This is a genomic window from Roseovarius sp. 10, assembly GCF_033100315.1.
Classification (GTDB): Bacteria; Pseudomonadota; Alphaproteobacteria; order Rhodobacterales; family Rhodobacteraceae; genus M30B80.
The window spans coordinates 429,072-449,331 of record NZ_JAWLVH010000002.1 but is presented as its reverse complement, the minus strand read 5'-3'; the positions used below and the strand labels follow the sequence as shown (position 1 = coordinate 449,331).

The 20,260-nt window shown below is 56.7% G+C and carries 16 protein-coding genes; 9 read left to right on the top strand and 7 right to left on the bottom strand.

The features are described from left to right. Window positions 1-57 precede the first annotated feature (57 nt). Both RYZ18_RS09410 and odhB read left to right on the top strand, forming a co-directional pair. Complete coding sequence (locus tag RYZ18_RS09410) at window positions 58-3,018, top strand: 2-oxoglutarate dehydrogenase E1 component (protein ID WP_317656430.1); 2,961 nt, start codon at window positions 58-60, stop codon at window positions 3,016-3,018. Between the two features lie 5 nt (window positions 3,019-3,023). Further along, on the top strand, window positions 3,024-4,523 hold the full coding sequence (gene odhB / locus RYZ18_RS09405) for a 2-oxoglutarate dehydrogenase complex dihydrolipoyllysine-residue succinyltransferase (protein ID WP_317656428.1): 1,500 nt from the start codon (window positions 3,024-3,026) through the stop codon (window positions 4,521-4,523). Window positions 4,524-4,597: 74 nt separating this feature from the next. Here odhB and RYZ18_RS09400 read toward each other — a convergent pair whose 3' ends face one another. The 7 genes from RYZ18_RS09400 to RYZ18_RS09370 all read right to left on the bottom strand — a co-directional run bounded on the left by RYZ18_RS09400 (window position 4,598) and on the right by RYZ18_RS09370 (window position 13,045). Further along, window positions 4,598-5,539, bottom strand: coding sequence for a glyoxylate/hydroxypyruvate reductase A (locus RYZ18_RS09400; RefSeq protein ID WP_317656427.1), 942 nt, complete (start codon window positions 5,537-5,539; stop codon window positions 4,598-4,600). A gap of 74 nt (window positions 5,540-5,613) precedes the next feature. Then, entirely contained in the window at window positions 5,614-6,753 is a 1,140-nt protein-coding gene (gene rodA, locus RYZ18_RS09395; RefSeq protein WP_317656426.1) for a rod shape-determining protein RodA, read from the bottom strand. Beyond that, a complete protein-coding gene (mrdA, locus tag RYZ18_RS09390; protein WP_317656424.1) occupies window positions 6,750-8,717 on the bottom strand; it encodes a penicillin-binding protein 2 in 1,968 nt (655 codons plus the stop codon). The genes rodA and mrdA overlap by 4 nt, the downstream gene beginning before the upstream one ends. Window positions 8,718-8,719: 2 nt before the next feature. Next, a complete protein-coding gene (locus tag RYZ18_RS09385) occupies window positions 8,720-9,247 on the bottom strand; it encodes a rod shape-determining protein MreD (protein WP_317656423.1) in 528 nt (175 codons plus the stop codon). After that, window positions 9,244-10,191, bottom strand: coding sequence for a rod shape-determining protein MreC (gene mreC, locus RYZ18_RS09380; protein ID WP_317656422.1), 948 nt, complete (start codon window positions 10,189-10,191; stop codon window positions 9,244-9,246). Before mreC ends, RYZ18_RS09385 begins: the two co-directional genes overlap by 4 nt. A 61-nt stretch (window positions 10,192-10,252) precedes the next feature. Further along, entirely contained in the window at window positions 10,253-11,317 is a 1,065-nt protein-coding gene (locus RYZ18_RS09375) for a rod shape-determining protein (protein WP_411567104.1), read from the bottom strand. A gap of 162 nt (window positions 11,318-11,479) precedes the next feature. Beyond that, the gene (locus RYZ18_RS09370; RefSeq protein WP_317656420.1) at window positions 11,480-13,045 is read right to left on the bottom strand and encodes a 2-isopropylmalate synthase; all 1,566 of its coding nucleotides are present in this window, start codon (window positions 13,043-13,045) and stop codon (window positions 11,480-11,482) included. Between the two features lie 323 nt (window positions 13,046-13,368). Between RYZ18_RS09370 and RYZ18_RS09365 the strand changes: the two genes are divergently transcribed. The 7 genes from RYZ18_RS09365 (at window position 13,369) to RYZ18_RS09335 (ending at window position 20,236) form a co-directional block, all read left to right on the top strand. Next, on the top strand, window positions 13,369-14,049 hold the full coding sequence (locus RYZ18_RS09365; protein ID WP_317656419.1) for an SDR family NAD(P)-dependent oxidoreductase: 681 nt from the start codon (window positions 13,369-13,371) through the stop codon (window positions 14,047-14,049). Then, window positions 14,043-15,572 carry a cryptochrome/photolyase family protein gene (locus RYZ18_RS09360; RefSeq protein ID WP_317656418.1) on the top strand — a complete coding sequence of 510 codons (1,530 nt, stop codon included), beginning with the start codon at window positions 14,043-14,045 and terminating at the stop codon, window positions 15,570-15,572. Before RYZ18_RS09365 ends, RYZ18_RS09360 begins: the two co-directional genes overlap by 7 nt. Window positions 15,573-15,676: 104 nt before the next feature. Next, complete coding sequence (locus RYZ18_RS09355; RefSeq protein WP_317656416.1) at window positions 15,677-16,228, top strand: 2OG-Fe(II) oxygenase; 552 nt, start codon at window positions 15,677-15,679, stop codon at window positions 16,226-16,228. Window positions 16,229-16,318: 90 nt separating this feature from the next. Continuing rightward, the gene (gene gltX / locus RYZ18_RS09350; RefSeq protein ID WP_317656415.1) at window positions 16,319-17,644 is read left to right on the top strand and encodes a glutamate--tRNA ligase; all 1,326 of its coding nucleotides are present in this window, start codon (window positions 16,319-16,321) and stop codon (window positions 17,642-17,644) included. Window positions 17,645-17,721: 77 nt separating this feature from the next. Further along, complete coding sequence (locus RYZ18_RS09345) at window positions 17,722-18,474, top strand: 5-oxoprolinase subunit B family protein (protein WP_317656413.1); 753 nt, start codon at window positions 17,722-17,724, stop codon at window positions 18,472-18,474. Continuing rightward, window positions 18,471-19,487: a biotin-dependent carboxyltransferase family protein gene (locus RYZ18_RS09340; protein WP_317656412.1), complete on the top strand. Its 1,017-nt coding sequence runs from the start codon at window positions 18,471-18,473 to the stop codon at window positions 19,485-19,487. Before RYZ18_RS09345 ends, RYZ18_RS09340 begins: the two co-directional genes overlap by 4 nt. Next, a complete protein-coding gene (locus tag RYZ18_RS09335; RefSeq protein ID WP_317656410.1) occupies window positions 19,484-20,236 on the top strand; it encodes a 5-oxoprolinase subunit PxpA in 753 nt (250 codons plus the stop codon). Before RYZ18_RS09340 ends, RYZ18_RS09335 begins: the two co-directional genes overlap by 4 nt. The last annotated feature ends 24 nt before the right edge of the window (window positions 20,237-20,260 follow it).

Below are 20,260 nucleotides of genomic sequence, written 5' to 3'. Positions count from 1 at the left end.
GTTGCCTCGCGCGCTCATTTTGATCGTGCGGGGCTATTCCATTTCTCAGGTGCGGTCATGACTGAACAAAGCCCGAATGATATCTTCCACGCCTCAAGCTTTATGCAGGGGCATAATGCCGAATATCTCGAACAGCTTTATGCGCGTTATGCGCAAGACCCAAATTCGGTCGAAGAAAGTTGGCGGGCGTTTTTTGCTTCGCTTGGCGATGCACCAGCTGACGCAAAGGCCGAGGCCGCAGGCCCCTCTTGGGCGCGTGGTGACTGGCCGTTGCAGCCTGCCGATGATTTGACCCATGCGCTCACGGGCGAGTGGCCTGCCGCAGCGGTCGAAGTCAAAGGCGCAGAAAAGAAAATCCGCGAAAAGGCGGCAGATGCAGGCATCGAGTTGACCGATGCACAGGTGCAGCGCGCGGTTTTGGACAGTATCCGCGCGCTGATGATCATCCGCGCCTATCGTATCCGTGGTCATTTGATTGCCGATATCGACCCGCTTGGCATGCGTGACCAGACCCCCCACCCAGAACTTGATCCGCGCAGCTATGGTTTCACCGATGCGGATATGGATCGTCCGATTTTCATCGACAATGTTTTGGGCCTGCAAATGGCCTCAATGCGCCAGATCATGGAGATCGTGAAGCGCACCTATTGTGGCACATTCGCGCTGCAATATATGCACATCTCCGATCCCGAGCAGTCCAGTTGGCTCAAAGAGCGGATTGAGGGTTATGGCAAAGAGATCGCCTTCACCCGCGAGGGCCGTAAGGCCATCTTGAACAAATTGGTCGAGGCCGAAGGTTTTGAGAAATTCCTCCATGTGAAATACATGGGCACAAAGCGTTTCGGCCTTGATGGTGGCGAGGCGTTGATCCCCGCGATGGAGCAAATCATCAAACGCGGTGGCGCGCTTGGCGTGAAAGAAATCGTGATTGGCATGCCCCACCGCGGGCGCCTCAGCGTTTTGGCCAATGTGATGGGCAAACCTTACCGCGCGATTTTCAACGAATTCCAAGGCGGCAGCTTTAAGCCCGAAGATGTCGATGGATCAGGGGATGTGAAATATCACTTGGGCGCGTCTTCGGATCGCACTTTTGATGATAACACTGTCCACCTTTCCTTGACCGCGAACCCAAGCCACCTTGAGGCGGTTAACCCCGTTGTTTTGGGCAAAGTGCGCGCCAAGCAAGATCAGTTGGGCGACACAGAACATCACCAAGTTTTGGGTATCCTTTTGCATGGTGATGCGGCCTTTGCGGGGCAGGGTGTGGTTGCAGAAGGCTTGGGGCTTTCGGGCCTGCGCGGCCACCGCACAGGTGGCACAATCCATATCGTGGTGAATAACCAAATCGGCTTCACCACTGCGCCCCATTTCAGCCGCTCTTCGCCCTATCCAACAGATATTGCTTTGATGGTTGAGGCGCCGATTTTCCATGTCAACGGGGACGATCCCGAAGCCGTTGTTCATGCTGCAAAAGTTGCTACGGAATTCCGCCAGAAATTCGGCAAAGATGTTGTGATTGATATCTTCTGCTATCGCCGCTTTGGTCACAACGAAGGCGATGAGCCGATGTTCACCAACCCGATGATGTATAACCGCATCAAGAAGCACAAAACGACCTTGCAACTCTATACCGAGCGTTTGGTGCAGGACGGGCTGATCCCCGAAGGTGAAATCGAAGATATGAAGGCGGCCTTCCAAGCCCGTCTGAATGACGAGTTTGAGGCAGGTAAGGAATATAAGCCCAACAAAGCGGATTGGCTTGATGGCCGTTGGAGCCATCTCAATCGTGAGGGCGAAGATTACCAGCGCGGTGAGACGGCAATTAAGCCCAAGACGATGAAAGAGATCGGCAAGGCCTTGGTGACCGCGCCCCAGAACTTCGTGTTGCATAAGACCGTGGCGCGTCTTTTGGAAACGAAACAAGAGATGTTCGACACGGGCCAAGGGTTTGATTGGGCCACTGCCGAGGCTTTGGCCTTTGGCAGCTTGCTGACCGAAGGATATCCAGTTCGCCTTGCAGGCCAAGACAGCACCCGTGGCACATTCAGCCAGCGCCATTCGGGCCTGATCCATCAGGAGAGCGAGGAACGCTATTATCCTCTCAATAACATTCGTGAGGGCCAAGCGCGCTACGAGGTCATTGACTCGATGCTGTCCGAATATGCGGTGCTGGGCTTTGAATATGGCTACAGCCTTGCGGAACCGAATGCCTTGGTCATGTGGGAAGCGCAATTTGGCGATTTCGCCAATGGCGCGCAAATCATGTTTGACCAATTCATCTCATCGGGCGAAAGCAAATGGTTGCGGATGTCTGGATTGGTGATGCTGTTGCCGCACGGGTTTGAGGGTCAAGGCCCCGAACATTCCTCCGCGCGTCTTGAGCGGTTCTTGCAAATGTGCGGTCAAGACAACTGGATTGTGGCCAATTGCACCACACCCGCCAATTATTTCCATATCTTGCGCCGCCAGATCCATCGCAGCTTCCGTAAGCCATTGGTTCTGATGACGCCGAAATCCCTTTTGCGGCATAAAAAGGCCGTCTCACGGGCGGAGGAGTTCACAACAGGGTCTTCCTTCCACCGCGTGCTGTGGGATGATGCCCAATATGGCAATTCAGATCTCAAGCTGAAATCAGACGATAAAATCCGCCGTGTCGTGATCAGTTCAGGCAAGGTTTATTATGACCTGCTTGAAGAGCGCGATGCGCGTGGTCTGGATGATGTCTATCTCCTGCGTCTTGAGCAGTTCTACCCATTCCCTGCGATGTCGCTGATGAAGGAATTGGAGCGCTTTAAGACCGCAGAGATTGTCTGGTGTCAGGAAGAGCCGAAAAACCAAGGGGCTTGGACATTCGTTGAGCCAAATCTTGAATGGGTTCTGACACGGATTGGGGCAACCCATAGTCGCGCCACTTATGCAGGCCGCGCCGCTTCGGCTTCGCCTGCGACTGGCCTAGCCTCACAACATAAAGCACAGCAAACCGCGCTCATCAACGAAGCGCTGACGATCGAAGGGTAAAGACAATGGCGACAGAAGTCCGCGTGCCCACTTTGGGCGAATCCGTGACCGAGGCCACCGTGGCAACTTGGTTCAAAAAACCAGGGGATACAGTCGCGCAGGATGAGATGCTGTGCGAATTGGAAACCGATAAAGTGACCGTTGAGGTTCCCGCCCCCGCCGCAGGCACATTGGGCGAGATCGTTGCGGGCGAGGGCGAGACGGTTGGCGTTGATGCCTTGCTCGCTACGATTGCCGCTGCGGGTGCTGGCGCTGCTGCAGCGGCCCCTGCCGCAAAGCCAGCGGCCGCTGCTTCCTCGGGTGCATCGGTTGATATTATGGTTCCCGCGTTGGGCGAGTCTGTGACCGAAGCCACCATCGCCACATGGTTCAAACAGGTTGGCGATACGGTCGCGCAAGACGAGATGCTGTGTGAATTGGAAACTGACAAAGTGTCGGTCGAGGTTCCCGCCCCCGCTGCAGGTGTTTTGGCGCGCATTGATGCGGCGGAAGGTGCGACTGTCAATGCAGGCGGGCAGCTTGGTGTAATTTCCACCGATGGCGCTGCTGTCGCCGCCCCTGCCGCAGCACCCGCTGCGGCCCCTGCTGCCGCTGCACCAACAGGCAGCGGTCGGGATGTAGAAGATGCCCCATCAGCCAAGAAACTGATGGCGGAAAAAGGCATTGATCCCGCGGCTGTTCAAGGCTCGGGCAAGGATGGACGCATCATGAAAGAAGATGTTTTGAAGGCCGCAATCGCCCCCACTGCAGCGCCTGCTGCTGCCCCTGCCGCCGCTCCGCGTGCGCCTGTGGCCGCAGAGGATGCAGCCCGCGAAGAACGGGTCAAAATGACCCGTCTGCGCCAGACCATCGCAAAGCGTCTGAAGGATGCGCAAAACACCGCAGCGATCCTGACCACCTATAACGAGGTGGACATGACCGAGGTGATGGCCCTGCGCAACGCCTATAAAGACGAGTTCGAAAAGAAGCACGGCGCGCGTTTGGGCTTTATGTCCTTCTTCACCAAGGCCTGTATCCACGCCTTGAAAGAGGTGCCTGAGGTGAACGCTGAAATCGATGGCACCGACATCGTCTACAAAAACTTCGTGCATATGGGCATCGCGGCAGGCACGCCACAGGGTCTGGTTGTGCCAGTGATCCGTAACGCCGATCAGATGTCTTTTGCCGAAATCGAAAAGGCGATTGTCGAAAAGGGCAAGCGCGCGCGTGATGGCAAACTGTCTATGGCCGAGATGCAGGGCGGCACGTTCACCATTTCGAATGGTGGGGTTTACGGCTCGCTCATGTCTTCGCCCATTTTGAACCCGCCACAATCGGGTATCTTGGGGATGCATAAAATCCAAGACCGCCCCATGGTCATCAATGGCGAGATCAAAATCCGCCCGATGATGTATCTGGCGCTGTCCTATGACCACCGCATTGTCGATGGCAAAGGCGCGGTGACCTTCCTTGTCCGCGTCAAGGATGCACTGGAAGACCCACGCCGTTTGTTGATGGATCTCTGATCCCCGCAAACGACTGAGAAAACGACCGCGAAACGCCCCCGTTCTGGCTGCATAGGATGGGGGCTTTTTGCTGCCTAATACCCTGCCGCGCGATCCACCAGATGTAAGAATGGCTCACCCGCCTCACCACGGCGGATATTCTCGGCAATGGTTTCCGATGCCGTCTCGGCCCTTGTGGCAGAGGCGATATGCGGGGTTACAGTGACGCGCGGATGGCGCCAATAGGGATGTGAGGCAGGCAGGGGTTCGATGGTGAAAACATCCAAAGTGGCCGCTGCGATCTTGCCTGTATCGAGCGCGGCCAAAAGTGCAGCATCCTCGATCAAACTGCCGCGTCCTGGATTGATGATCTTGGCCCCGTGGGGTAGGGCGGCGAGGGTGGTTTGATTGATCAGCCCGCGCGTGGCGGCGGTGTCGGGCAGAAGTGTCACCAATATTTCGGCATGACGCAATGCATCGAAAAGCCCGTCTTCACCATGATAGCATGCGATGCCTTCGATTGATTTGGGGCTTCGCGACCAGCCCGCGACATCAAAGCCAATTCGCGCAAGGCTTTGCGCTGCGGCCGCGCCCAATACACCAAGACCCAAGATGGTCACCTTGCGATCCCGCGCCAAGGGCGGCACCAAATTGGGGCGCCAGACCCCATCTTGCCCTGCAAGGAAATCGTCAATCATGAGGTGATAACGCAGCACATGACCCGTGACGAATTCGAGCATACCTTGCGTCAGCCCGTAATCGACCATGCGGGCAAGCGGCATGGTGATTGTTTCATTGCCGACAATATCCTCAACCCCTGCCCAAAGGCTCAGCACGGCTTTTGCGCGGGTGAAGGGGGTAAAATCCTGTAGCCCTGAATTGGGGGCGTAGATGATATAATCCACCTCAGCTGGGTCAGCCTCAGTGGTTAGGCCCGTGGCATCAACCCCTGTCTTCTGCAACGCCTTGCGCAGTGCGGGTTCATATTCCGCCCATTTTTCAGATTTTGCAGCGAAAAGGATGGTGGGGGATGGCATGGCCTGCTCCTGATATATGAGATGCAATTAGGGCTATCAGAGGGTGCAGGGCGGGAAAACCCGCCAATTTCACTTTAGCGTGGACGATGGATATGGGCCGATTGCACCAAACCAAACGCAGCTAAAAGCACCATCATTGCTGAGCCGCCATAAGAGACGAGCGGCAAAGGCACGCCGACCACGGGGGCCAATCCCATGACCATTGCCATATTGATTGCGAAATAGAGGAAAAAGGTTGCTGCAATCCCAATGCTAAGCAGCGAGGCAAAGCGATCTTTGGTGGAAAGGGCCGTCCAAATACACAAGGCCACAATCAGTAGATAGATAAACAGCAGGGAGGAAGCACCGATAAAGCCGAATTCCTCAGCCAAGGTCGTGAAAATGAAATCGGTGTGCTTTTCGGGTAAAAAGTTTAAGCGGCTTTGCGTGCCTTCCATAAATCCCCGTCCAGAAAACCCGCCCGATCCAAGCGCGATCTGACTTTGGGTGATGTGGTATCCTGCGCCAAGCGGGTCTTGGGTTGGATCAAGGAAGGTGTCGATGCGGCGGAATTGGTAATCTTTGATCAATTGCCATGATGTGCCGCGTGATGCAAACACAGCAAAGACCGCGCCCACGCCCGCCGCAATCAACCCACCAAAATAGGCCCAGTGAACGCCCGCGGCAAATACCACCGCGCCACCGCCCAAAAGCAGCAGAAGGGCTGTGCCCAAATCGGGCTGCTTGAGCGTCAAGAAAACGGGCACCAAGATCAGGAGCAGGGGCGGCAGGATATAGAGCGGATGCGATTTCTTCGTGGTATCGAGGCGCGCATAATAGGCGGCCAAGACCATCACGATGGTGATTTTCGCCAATTCTGAGGGTTGTAAGCGGAACCCCCCAAGGTCAATCCATCGTTGTGCGCCCATACCGACCGTGCCGAAAAACTCGACCACGAGCAGCAACACAAGCGAGAACGCATAGCCCAGCCATGCCACCATCCGCCAAAAGGCAATTGGGATCAGGGCGATGATGAACATCGCGGCCATGCCAAGGGCGAAACGCTGCACTTGTGGAATGACCCAAGGCCGTGTTGAGCCCCCCGCAACCGAATAAAGCATCATAAACCCGATGCAGGCCACAAGGGTGAGAAGCAACACAAGCGGCCAGTTGAAATACAGCACCTTGCGCCACCCGCTTGGCATCGTATTGATCTGGTAGAGTGAAAAACTCATGCGCGGCTTGTCCCTGTGGTGCCAGATGTTGGGGCATCTGGACTGCCGCGCCGCGGCAAAAGGGTCATGGCGGCATGGCGCTCTTGCACTGCCGCGCGCTGGTTTGCCGGATAGGCGTCAAGCGGGGGCAGATCATCAAACATCGCATAAAGCAAAATGTCGCGCGCAAGGGGCGCCGCTGCCGCCGACCCACCGCCGCCATGTTCCACAATCAGAGCAATGGCATAGCGTGGTGCATGGGCGGGGGCATAGCCCACAAAAAGGGCATGATCGCGCCGCTCCCACGGCAGGTCTTCATTGCGGATCACGCCTGCGGCCCGCTCGGCGGCGGTGATATTGCGCACTTGGCTTGTGCCTGTTTTTCCCGCAATCAAATAGTCCTGCAAAATTGTGCGGCTGCCCGAGGCCGTGCCGCGCGCGCCATTCGAGACTTCAAACATCCCATCACGAATTTTTGCCAGATTGGCAGGATTTACATCCAAAGGCGTGATGGCAGGGTAATCAGGTTCTACCCCGTCTACGCTGCGAATAAGGCGCGGATTAAGGTTTAGGCCAGAGGCAAGGCGCGCGGTCATTACAGCCAGTTGCAACGGTGAGTTAAGAACAAAGCCCTGACCGATTGACGCGTTGAGCGTGTCGCCCATCACCCATGGCTCGCCACGGTTGGATAATTTCCAATCCATCGTGGGTGCAATGCCCGTGGCCACGCCTGAAAGGGGCACATCATGGCGCACGCCGCAGCCCAGCCTTTCGGCCATGGCGGAAATGGCATCAATGCCAACGCGTTGCGCAAGATCGTAATAATAGACGTCACAGCTTTGCGCGATGCTTTGCACCATATCCATGTGACCATGGCCGCCCCGCTTCCAGCAATGGAAACGCCGATTGCCCAACTGGAGGGATCCCCCACAAAACACAGTGTCGGACGGATCAATTAACCCTGCCTCTAGCGCGGCCAAGGCCACGACCATTTTATAGGTCGATCCGGGCGGGTAGAGGCCTTGCGTGGCTTTATTGGCCAAGGGGCGGTAGGGGTCGGTGTTCAGCGTTTCCCAGATGGACGATGGGATGCCGCGCACAAAGAGGTTCGGATCATAGGTAGGTGCTGAGGCCAAGGCGAGGATGTCGCCATTTTGGGTGTCAATCACCACCGCGCCCGCGCTTTCGCCCTCAAGCCGCGCTTCGGCATAGTTTTGGAGATAGGCATCAACCGTCAGTTGCACATCCGCACCAGGTTGGGCCTCACTGCGGTCAAGCTCGCGCATCACGCGACCTGCGGCGTTCACCTCGACCCGCTTGCTGCCCGCGCGCCCGCGCAAGACATCCTCAAGCCGCGCTTCGACATTGTAGCGCCCGACTTGGAAATCTGGGATTTGCAGCACGGGATCCGTGTCCCCTGTTGTCTCAAGATAATAGTCCGAGACAGGCCCCACATAGCCCACAACGTGAGAGAAATCTGCCCCAAGCGGGTAGTCCCGCGACAATCCCACATCAGGCGTGATCCCTGGAAGTGCGGGGGCATTGACCGAAACCAGAGAGAACTCCTCCCATGATAGACGATCTGCAATGGTGACAGGCACGAAGGGCGGGCGGGACATCATCTCGTCACGTGCGCGATCTAGTTTCGCGCGGTCAATATTCACAATGCGGCTTAAGCGCGACAGCACCAAATCCACATCCCCCGCATCCTCGCGCACCATCGTGATGCGGTAATTGGGCGAGTTGTCTGCCAGAACTGTTCCATGGCGGTCATAGATCACCCCACGCGCAGGGGGCAACAGACGGAGGTTGATCCGATTTTCTTCGGCCAAAAGTCGAAAATCATCAGCCCGCTCAAGTTGCAAATAGCGCATGCGCCCTGCCAGCACGAGGCAGGTGGTGCTCATAAGCCCACCCAAAACCAACGCGCGGCGGGACATTTGCGCGTTATTATCTTGGTTTTTGCGTTTCTGACTGCGGGCCATGGTTAAACATTGTCTGGGTCTGCGGCGGATAGTCTATCCAAACCGAGCAAATATTTCGAGATCACAACCAGCGCGGGGTAGGCTGCGATGGTCACAATCGCGTGCAAGACCACCTCACCAAAGGGGGGCTGATCCGCCAAAAGCAATGTCAAAAGCACCCGCTCGGCCAAAGTAACAGCCAAGATCACGGCGGTTACTGTGCCGAACTCGCTGAGAAATGTCATGTTTTCGATTTGCGGCTGGCGCTTGCGCAGACTTTCGGTGGCTAAGACTATCAGCAGCGCACCCAAGCCGACAGGCGCATGGGTCAAAAAGTCTGAGATCAGGAAAACGATGGCAATAGCCCCAAGCGGGACAACATTGGGATGCCTGAGCAACCAAGCAAGGGTTAGGCCCGTGATCATGTCAGGGCTTGGCAGACTGCCTTCGTCAAAACCTAAGGGCAGGATTTGCCATAGAAGGATGAACAGGCAGAGCGCCAGATAATAAGCGCGGTAAATCCATATGCGGAGGGTCAAAGGGTCGGTCATGTGCCATCCCCCTCCGTGTCTTGTGCTGCGGCGGTTTCTGGCACGGGGTCGGCTTCGATCTGATCCCCTATTTCCTCATTTTCTGGCAAGGGGGGGCCGATCAATGTGTCGCTGTCATTGAGCGGCACAACATCGGGGTTGCGCATGACCCGCAGGAAATTCAGCCGACCAAAATCAGCAGCAAGCCGTGCGCGCAGGTCGCGTTCTGGGTCAACAACCACTTGGCCAACCAACAACCCCGCAGGGTATAATCCGTCCGCGCCCGATGTCACGATACGATCCCCTGCGGCGATGTCTTCGGGGGTTTCGATGAAATCAATAAGCGGGGCGGCGCTGTTGTCGCCTGTCAGGAGGGCCTGCTGCCCAGACGGTTGGATCAACACTGGCACGCGGCTGTTGCTATCGGTCAGCAATAAAACGCGCGCCGTGCGCTCCCCAAGGCCCGCGATCCGTCCGACCAAGCCAAGCCCGTCCATGGCGGCCCATCCGTCTTCCACCCCATCGCGCGCGCCCACATTCAGCAGAACCGAGCGGCGGAACGGCGATCCGCTATCAGCCAAAACAATCCCTGAAATCCAAGTCAGCGATGGGTCGGGCTGAACGCGGTTCAAATCCAAGAGGCGGGCATTTTCTTGTTCAAGCTGAATCGCCGCCTCGCGCCATGCGCGCATCTGTTGTAACTCGCGGCGCAGCTGTTCGTTCTGTTCGTAGAGGCGCGCGTAAGATTGGAAATCATCGACCATCCGCGCAAGCCCAGTAACGGGTGCCATGGCCCATTCCATGTTTGGAACGATGCGATCTACCACAGCTGCGCGGATGCGTTCTGCGCGCGGGTTGTCAATGCGCCACAGCAAAATGAACCCAAAGAGGATGATGATCAGAATGACCACCAAAAGGCGGCGTGTTGGATTGGCGAGATTTTCCTCGTGTCTATCCCGTGCCATATCCGCATAACCTTGTCATCTCGCCTCAGCCTCTCTGCCCGTAGGCAGAAGACTGACCCAATCACGACTCGTAATCAATGGCGTGGCGGAGTTGCTTTTCATATTCAAGCGCCTTGCCCGTGCCAAGTGCCACGCAGTTGAGGCTTTCATCCGCAACGGAAATGGCGAGGCCAGTCTGTTCACGCAGCGCCAGATCCAATTCGCCCAAGAGCGCGCCGCCGCCTGTCAGCATAACCCCGCGATCTACGATATCAGCCGCCAAATCTGGTGGTGTCGCTTCAAGCGCGCTCATCACCGCCTCGCAAATCTGTTGCACAGGTTCAGACAGCGCCTCGGCCACATGGGCTTGGTTCAGTTCAATCTCTTTTGGAACCCCGTTCAAAAGGTCACGGCCACGGATTGCCATCACTTGCCCTTTGCCATCACGCGGCATGATTGCCGTGCCGATGGTTGTTTTGATCCGCTCAGCCGTGCTTTCCCCAACAAGCAAGTTATGCTGACGGCGCAGATAGGAGATGATCGCCTCATCCATGCGGTCGCCGCCGACCCGAACGGAGCGGGCATAGACCACATCTGCAAGTGACAAGACCGCCACCTCTGTGGTGCCACCGCCAATATCAACCACCATGTTGCCCGTTGGGTCTGTGATGGGCATCCCTGCGCCAATGGCGGCTGCGATGGGTTCTGAGATCAGGCCCGCCTTGCGCGCGCCTGCGCCCAACACGGACTGACGAATTGCGCGCTTTTCAACGGGGGTGGCCCCGTGCGGCACGCAAACGATGATCTTTGGCTTAGTGAAAGTTGTGCTTTTATGCACTTTGCGAATGAAATGTTTGATCATCTCTTCCGCAACATCAAAATCTGCAATCACCCCGTCCCGCATCGGACGGATTGCCTGAATGGAACCAGGGGTGCGGCCCAGCATCAGCTTAGCATCTTCGCCAAAGGCCAGTGCCTTTTTCACGCCGTCCTTGACTTGATAAGCCACCACGGAGGGTTCGTTAAGAACAACGCCCTTGCCACGCACATAGACCAGCGTGTTTGCGGTGCCCAAATCAATCGCCATATCGGCAGTGAATAGTCGTCCAAGTCCAAAGGCCATAATGTGGCGATCCCAAATAGTCATCCTACGCAGCCGAGGTTGACCCGTTAGCAGCCGATCATCCTCTGAACCGCATATAGGCAAAGGCCCATGGTAAGGTAAAGAACAATAAGGGCGTTTTTACCAAACCGCCGATGGTTGTAGCAAAAATCCGCCCCAAAATGTGGGGCGGATTTTAGGATTGGCTTAGTTTGCGTCCCGATAGGAAACTTCCTTGCGGTCGCCGCCCGCTTTCCCACGCCGCAGGATCAGACGATTAAGCGCGTTGATATAGGCCTTAACGCTTGCCACAACGGTATCGGTATCTGCTGATTGCGCGGTTGCAATGCGTCCATCTTCTTCCATCCGCACGGATACGGTGGCTTGCGCATCGGTGCCTTCGGTCACCGCATGCACTTGGTAAAGTTGCAAACGGGCCGAATGTGGGAAGGCTTGTTTGACCGCATTAAAGGCGGCATCCACAGGGCCATCTCCCGTTGCCACAACAGTTTTTTCCTCATCGCCCACACGGATCACCAGATCCGCATTCTGGGGGGCTTCGGTGCCGCAGATGACACGCAGGAATTTCAGTTCCAAATGGTCAGAGGCATCAATGGCACCTGCATCTGTCACCAAGGCGATGATATCATCGTCAAACACTTCTTTCTTGCGGTCTGCCAATGCTTTGAAGCGCACGAATACATCGTTGAGCTGATTATCGGCCAATTCAAAGCCCAAATCCTTGAGCTTCGCGCGCAAGGCCGCGCGACCAGAGTGCTTGCCCAGTGGCAGCGATGTCCCAGAGAGGCCGATATCCTCGGGGCGCATGATCTCGAACGTATCGGCCGATTTCAGCATTCCATCTTGGTGGATGCCAGATTCATGCGCAAAGGCATTTTTGCCGACAATCGCCTTGTTGAACTGCACAGCAAACCCAGAAACTGTGCTGACACGGCGCGAGATGTGCATGATTTTCTTAGCATCCACGCGGGTGTGATAGGGCATGATGTCATTGCGCACGCGCATGGCCATCACGACCTCCTCAAGGGCGGTGTTTCCTGCCCGCTCACCCAAGCCGTTGATGGTGCATTCAATCTGACGCGCCCCGCCCTCCACTGCGGCCAAGGCATTGGCGGTCGCCATGCCGAGGTCATTATGACAATGGGTGGCGAAGATGACATCCTCTGCGCCAGGCACATCCGCGATAAGGCGCTCAATCAGGCGCGCGCTCTCGCGGGGGGCTGTGTAGCCGACTGTGTCGGGGATGTTGATGGTGGTCGCGCCTGCCTTGATGGCAATTTCTACAACGCGCTTGAGATACTCCCATTCGGTGCGGGTGGCGTCCATCGGCGACCATTGGATATTGTCGCAAAGATTGCGCGCATGGCTGACTGTCTCGTGGATGCGCTCGGCCATTTGATCCATCGAGAGGTTCGGGATCGCGCGGTGTTGGGGCGAAGTGCCGATAAAAGTGTGGATGCGCGGGCTTTTGGCGTAGCGAACCGCCTCCCAGCAGCGGTCAATGTCTTTGAAATTCGCACGCGCAAGGCCGCAGATCGTGGCATTTTGGGTTTGCTTGGCAATCTCGGAGACAGCCGCAAAATCACCCTCGGAGGCAATTGGAAAGCCTGCCTCGATGATATCAACACCCATCTCGTCAAGAAGGGCTGCGATCTCGAGCTTTTCAGCATGGCTCATGGTCGCGCCCGGGCTTTGTTCGCCATCGCGCAATGTCGTGTCAAAAATCAAGACGCGGTTTTTCTCGTTCGTCATTGGGTTCTCTCCCCAGCCAGTCTTTTGCGGCCCTGTGCATCTGCAAAGCGGCCTTGTCAATCAATGATGCTTTGTTTTGGTGAAGCTTTCGGCGCTAAATCCCCCCTGAGCGGTCGCGCCGACTGGCACGCTCAGAGGCGGCTAAGAAGAAGCGCTAGCAATGCGTTTAGGCCGCCTGCTGGGCGGTTGTGCATCGCTGTCATATGTGTCGCGTTCTTGGTCATGATGTGCAGACTATGCCGCGCAAGATCAGGGATGAAAACCCCCTTTTTCACCCCAATGTCAAACTTGCCCCGCCTGCGCCGCCCCCTACATCACGCCCTATGACAGAGAATAGATTTCAGCGCGTTCTCATTGTGGGCGCATCAGGAGGCATCGGGCGTGCAATGGTTAACCATTACCGCGAAAGCGGTGCTGAGGTGTCTAGCTTGTCGCGCCGCGAGGACGGCTTTGATCTGACCGTGCCCGCCACAGTCGAGGCCCATTTGGTGGCGCAAACTGGCCCATTTGATTTGGTCATTGTCGCTACAGGGGCGCTTGAGATTGACGGCAAAGGCCCTGAGAAATCTTTAAGCCACATCAATGCAGACGCGCTTGCGCGGCAATTTGCGATCAACGCCATTGGCCCCGCTTTGATCTTGCGCCATGTGCCGCGCTTGATGGATCGGCAGGGCGCGGGCGTCTGTGCCGTCTTGTCCGCGCGGGTGGGATCGATCGGGGATAACCGCGCGGGCGGGTGGTATGGCTATCGGGCGGCAAAGGCTGCGGTCAATCAGATCGTGCGGACAGGGGCGATTGAATTGGCGCGCAGTCACAAAGGCGCGGCCTTGATTGCCCTACATCCTGGCACGGTGCGCACAAAATTCACCGAAAACTATCTTGGGCGCCATCCCGCCGTTGCGCCCGAGGAGGCCGCCGCGAATATCGCGCGTGTTTTGGCAGGGATCGGCCCCGCGCAAACAGGTCAGTTCTTCGATTGGAAAGGCGAGCCTGTGCCATGGTAAATTTCCCGCCCCGCTTGATCCTCGTTTTAGGGGATCAATTAAGTCACGCTATAGCCGCGTTGCGCGAAGCAGATAAATCCCGCGACATCGTGGTCATGGCTGAAGTGTGGGATGAAGCGAGCTATGTGCCGCATCATCCCAAAAAAATTGCCCTGATCTTTGCCGCAATGCGCAAATTCGCGCAAGAATTGCGGAATGATGGGTGGACTGTCGCATATACCCGCCTTGACGATGCGCAAAATGCGCAATCCTTGGTGGGTGAAGTTATCCGCCGCGCTGCTGAAACGGGCGCACAAGAGGCGATTGCCACAGCCCCTGCCGAATGGCGTGTGATTGCCGCCTTGGAAGATTGCCCAATCCCGGTTCATCAATTCCCTGATGATCGTTTTTTGTGCCATGCCTCAGAATTCGCCGATTGGGCCGAAGGGCGTAAAGAATTGCGGATGGAGTTTTTTTACCGCGAAATGCGCCGCAAAACAGGGATTTTGATGGCGGGTGATCACCCTGAAGGGGGGAAATGGAACTTCGACCATGACAATCGCGAACCGCCAAAGGAGGGGCTATCCAATCGCATGCCCCCGCAATTTGAACCAGATGAAACCGTCCTTGAGGTGCTTGATCTGGTTGAGGCGCGATTTGGCGCACATTTTGGCCGCTTGCGCCCCTTTTGGTTCGCGACAACCCGCGCCGAGGCTTTGGTCGCGTTAGAGGATTTCATCCAGAACCGCCTCCCCGATTTTGGGCGGTATCAAGATGCAATGGTGCAGGGTGAGGCGTTTCTGAACCATTCGATCTTGTCGATGTATTTGAACATTGGGCTGTTGAATTGGCGCGAGATTTGCGAGGCGGCTGAGGCCGCCTACCGCACAGGAGCGGCGCCCCTAAATTCGGTCGAGGGGTTCATTCGCCAGATTATTGGATGGCGTGAATACATTCGCGGCATTTATTTCCTTGAGGGGCCAGATTACACATCGCGCAACGCGCTTGGGCATAGCCGCAGCTTGCCTGCGTTTTACTGGTCGGGCGACACGGATATGGCCTGTCTGCGGGATGCGATCCTGCAAACGCGTGACCATGCCTATTCGCACCATATCCAACGCTTGATGGTGACGGGGAATTTTGCGCTTCTTGTGGGGGTTGATCCCAAAGAGGTGCATGAATGGTATCTGGCGGTTTATGCCGATGCCTTTGAATGGGTCGAAGCCCCCAATGTGATTGGGATGAGCCAATTCGCCGATGGCGGCATTGTGGCCTCAAAACCATATGTCTCGGGCGGCAATTATATCCATAAGATGTCAAATCATTGTGGGCGTTGCGCCTATAAGGTGAAAGAAAAAATTGGGACGCAAGCCTGCCCGTTTAATGCGTTGTATTGGCATTTCCTGATCCGAAACGAAGAAAAATTCGCAAAAAATCCGCGTATGGCGCAAATGTATCGCGTTTGGGCGAAGATGGATGCGGATACACGCGCCGCAACCCTTGAGACAGCCGAGGCCAATTTGGCGCGGCTTGATCAATTGTGAGGATCATTTTGGGGCTTCCCAAACCCGTAGGATTTTGCACATAGCTTAGTGGTGCCGCCTGCCGATCATTGGGATCGGGCAGGGTGGTGCGATGGGTTTCTGACATGATTGATGTTTATGCTGCCCCCGCGGCATTCACCGAGGCTGAATGTCTGCGTATTTTGGATCAGATCGCGGCTACCCCCACCCGCGATGCGAAACTAGTGGGACAAGCGCAGCACCATAATGTGCGCCGTGCGGATCTGGTTTGGTTGGACGAGGTCGAGGGATGCGAATGGGTGACCGAGCGCGCGATTGATCTGGTGCGCGTGGCCAATCGTGAGATGTTTGATTTCGATATCACCGATTTTTCCGAAAGCCCACAGGTTGCCCGATATGACAGCAGCCGCGAAGGCCATTTCGATTGGCATTCCGATATTGGGGATGGCCGATTGGCCGCGCGGCGAAAATTAACCATTGTCATCCAACTTGATGCAGGTGCGGGATATCAGGGGGGGGATTTGCAGATCATGCCAAGCAACCACACTGTGACTGCCGCGCGCGGGCGTGGGGATGCGGTCATGTTTCCGTCTTTCATGTTGCATCGGGTGACGCCCGTCACCAAAGGCACGCGCCATTCGCTGACCTTGTGGTGTCACGGGCCAAGCTTTCGCTAATGGGATTTCGCAACATCTCACCCGCAGCGATATGGACAAATCTGATGGGCTGTGAAACACGGGGCGCTTGAAACACAGGAGGTTTTGAGCATGACAACAGTCACCCGTTTCGCGCCGTCCCCAACTGGCTATTTGCACGTTGGCAACCTGCGCACGGCTTTGTTCAATCACCTCATTGCGCGGCGCACAGGCGGCAAATTTATTTTGCGCCTTGATGATACGGATCCCGAACGCTCAAAGCAGGAATATGCGGATGCGATCCGCGAAGATTTAGAGTGGCTGGGCCTGACTTGGGATCAAGAGGAGCGCCAATCGGCGCGGCTTGATCGATACGAGGCCGCGGCCCAAGATTTGCGCGACAAAGGACGATTTTACGAGGCGTTTGAAACGCCCACAGAACTCGACCTTAAGCGCAAAAAGCAACTGAATATGGGGCAGCCGCCCGTCTATGATCGCGCTGCGCTTAAATTGAGCGAAACCGAGCGCGATGCGTTGCGCGCCGAGCGTGGTATGGGCGTTTGGCGGTTCTTGCTTGATCAAGAACGGATCGAGTGGACGGATGGTATTTTGGGCGATTTGTCGATTGACGCGGCCAGCCTGTCTGACCCTGTTTTGATCCGTCAGGATGGGCAGTTTTTGTATACATTGGCCTCGGTGGTCGATGACACAGATATGGGTATCACCCATGTCGTGCGCGGGTCGGATCATGTGACCAACACAGCGACACAAATCCAGATTATGGCGGCCCTTGGCTTTGCTGCGCCCAACTTCGCGCATCATTCACTTTTGACAGGCCCGCAGGGTGAGGCGTTATCGAAACGCCTTGGCACCTTGGCCTTGCGCGATTTGCGTGCGGCAGGGGTGCATCCTATGGCGTTGTTGTCTTTGATGGCGCGGCTTGGATCCTCCCAACCTGTTGAGATTGCAAGCAGTCTTGATGACTTGGCTGCTGGATTTGATTTGGCGCATTTCGGCGCGGCCCCCACAAAATTTGATGTTGATGATTTATATCCGCTGACCGCACGCATTCTGGCGGCGCAAGATTTAAGCGTGGTGGCAGATGCGGTGCGGGCTGCGGGGGTGCCAGATGATCTCGCGCCCCTATTCTGGCAGGTGACGCGTGAAAACATCACCACGCTGCATGATCTGGCGGGTTGGTGGCAGCTGTGCCGTGATGGTGCGGCCCCATTGGTTGACGCAGAGGATCAAGCATTCATCACCGAGGCCCTCGCCCTGCTGCCTGAGCCACCCTACGGGCCAGAGGCATGGTCGAATTGGACGAACGCGGTGAAAGAGGCCACGGGACGCAAGGGGAAATCCCTTTTCATGCCGCTGCGCAAAGCTGTGACAGGGCGCGAGCGTGGGCCTGAAATGGCCGATCTTTTGCAGTTGTTGCAAAACAAGCCCACGCTGTAAGCGCCTGTTGAAAGCGCTGCCTTTTTCATGCCACCCTAATCACCATTGGGGTGGCAATTAGAAAGGTTCAGGTTCCCGTGAACGCGCAAGCCGCAAAACCTCCAAAATTCCCCGAGATTTGCCAGACGGGTTATGCTGGACTGGTTGTGCGCTTTGGCGATCAATTGAACGAAGCAGGCAATCGCGCAAGCCTTGCCTTTGCTGCTGAGGTGACAGCGGCAGGTCTGGCGGGGGTTTTGGAGGTCTCAACCGCCCTGCAATCCGTTCTTTTGCGGTATGATCCCCTGCTTGTATCCCCTGAAGCACTCCGCGCGGATCTCGCGGCGGCTCTTACGCAGCGCGATTGGTATGCTGCATCCCTGCCTCAGGGGCGCACAGTTTGGGAGGTGCCTGCCTGTTTTGGCGGTGCATATGGCCCAGAATTCGAACAGGCTTGTTCGCTCGCAGGTGTCAGTCAGGCTGAGGCGGTTGCAGAGTTGTGTGCAACCCCGCTTCGGGTTCAGGCAATCGGGTTTGCGCCGTCACAGCCCTATTTGGGAGAGTTGCCACCCAATTGGAATTTCCCCAGACAGGCAACCCTAAATCCGCAGGTGCCAAAAGGGGCGTTGGTTGCAGCAATCCGCCAGATTGTTCTGTTTTCTGTGCCATCGCCAACGGGCTGGCTGCATATTGGTCAAACGGGTCTTAGCCTGTTTGACCCCGCGCGTGACCCCGCCTTCATGTTGCGAGCGGGAGACGAAATTGCACTTCGGCCTGTTTCTGAGGCAGAATTTGAGACGTCATGCGCCGCCGCGCCATATGGCGGTGCTGTGCGGCGGGCGTTGCCATGACGGCAACGTTTCTTGTTCACCAAGCAGGGCCTGCCGTGACTGTGCAGGATTTGGGGTGGCACGGCTATGTCGCACAAGGTGTGTCGCGCGGCGGGGCGATAGATATGTTGGCGATGGCAGAAGGCGCGGCCTTGTTAGGGCAATCACCCAACCTTGCGGCGTTAGAGATGGCAGGGTTCGGGGGTGTCTTTAGTGCGACCCGCGACTGCGTCATTGCACTGACGGGCGCCGAGATGCGCGCGGATTTGGATGGGCGTGCTTTGGCATGGAACGCGACCCATGCTGTGCCTGCGGGCGCGAAACTGAACATCGGGCCCGTCATGCGCGGTGTTTATGGGTATCTGCACATATCAGGCGGATTTGAGCCGCCATTGATCTTGCAGGGGCGCGGAACGCATTTGGCCGCAGGTCTGCGCGCGGCAATTCGTGAGGGGGCGGAACTGCCCTTTGGCCCATCCTCCGCGACCCGCGCAGGCCTGTCCCTAGATGTGGCAGATCGCAGTGCAGGCGGTGTCATTCGCATTTTGCCAACCCTACAAAGTGATATGTTCGGGGCTGATCTATTGGCGGCGTTCCAAAATACAAGTTTCACGCGCGACCCGCGCAGCAATCGGATGGGGGTGCGCTTGGCTGCGCCCGATGCGCCCAATTTCGCCCCTGAGGCAGCGCGCAATATTCTTTCTGATATTGTGATGGAGGGGGATATCCAGATCACAGGCGATGGAACACCTTATGTTTTGATGGCCGAAAGCCAGACGACAGGGGGCTATCCACGGATCGCGCAGGTTCTGCCTTGTGATTTGCCGCGCTTGGCGCAACTCTCAAGCGGGGCCGAGGTCATGTTTCAAATGATCAGCCATGGCGAGGCGGTAGAGATTGAGCGCGCCGCACAGGCTGCGCGCGCACAACTTGGGGCCATGTGTAAGCCAGTTTTGCGTGACCCGCGCGAGGCGGGTGATCTTTTGGCAATGCAATTGATCAGCGGTGTTACCGCAGGGGAGGACGAGGGATGAAGGTCGATCTAAATGCCGATTTGGGCGAAGGTTTTGGCCCTTGGCCCATGGGCGCTGATGCGGCGATGATGGATGTGATTTCATCGGCCAATATCGCCTGCGGCTTTCACGCGGGCGATCCCGATCAGATGCTAAAATCTATGTCAGCCGCAGTGGCGCGTGGCGTGGGCCTAGGCGCGCATCCGGGGTTTCCTGATTTGCAAGGGTTTGGACGGCGCCCAATGCAGATGAGCTATGCAGAGGTGGCCAATATGGTGACCTATCAAACAGGCGCTGCCATAGCGATGGCGCGCGCGGCGGGGGGGCGCTTGCGCCATGTCAAATTGCATGGGGCCTTGGCCAACATGGCCGCTGATGATGCGGCCCTTGCACGCGCCGCCTATGAAGGGGCGTTGCGAACGGATCCTGACCTGATCGTCATGGTGATTGCTTGCACAGAGCAGGAAGAAGCCGCCCTTGCCATCGGTGCCCCAATCGCGCGCGAGATTTTTGCGGATCGGGCCTATTTGCCAAGTGCCCGCCTGCAAGATCGCAAAATTGCAGGCGCGGTGATCCATGATCCAGAGCAGGTCGCGGCACGCATTTTGGCGATGTTGCAGGAGGCCGCGATTATTGCCGAAGATGGAACCCGCATCCCCACACAAATTGATACAATCTGCCTGCATGGGGATACGCCGCAGGCGGTTGAGATTGCTCGTAATTTGCGCAGTTGCCTTGAGGCGGAGAAAATCCAAATCGGGCAATTTTAATTGCTTCTGCGAAGGTTCTGCCGT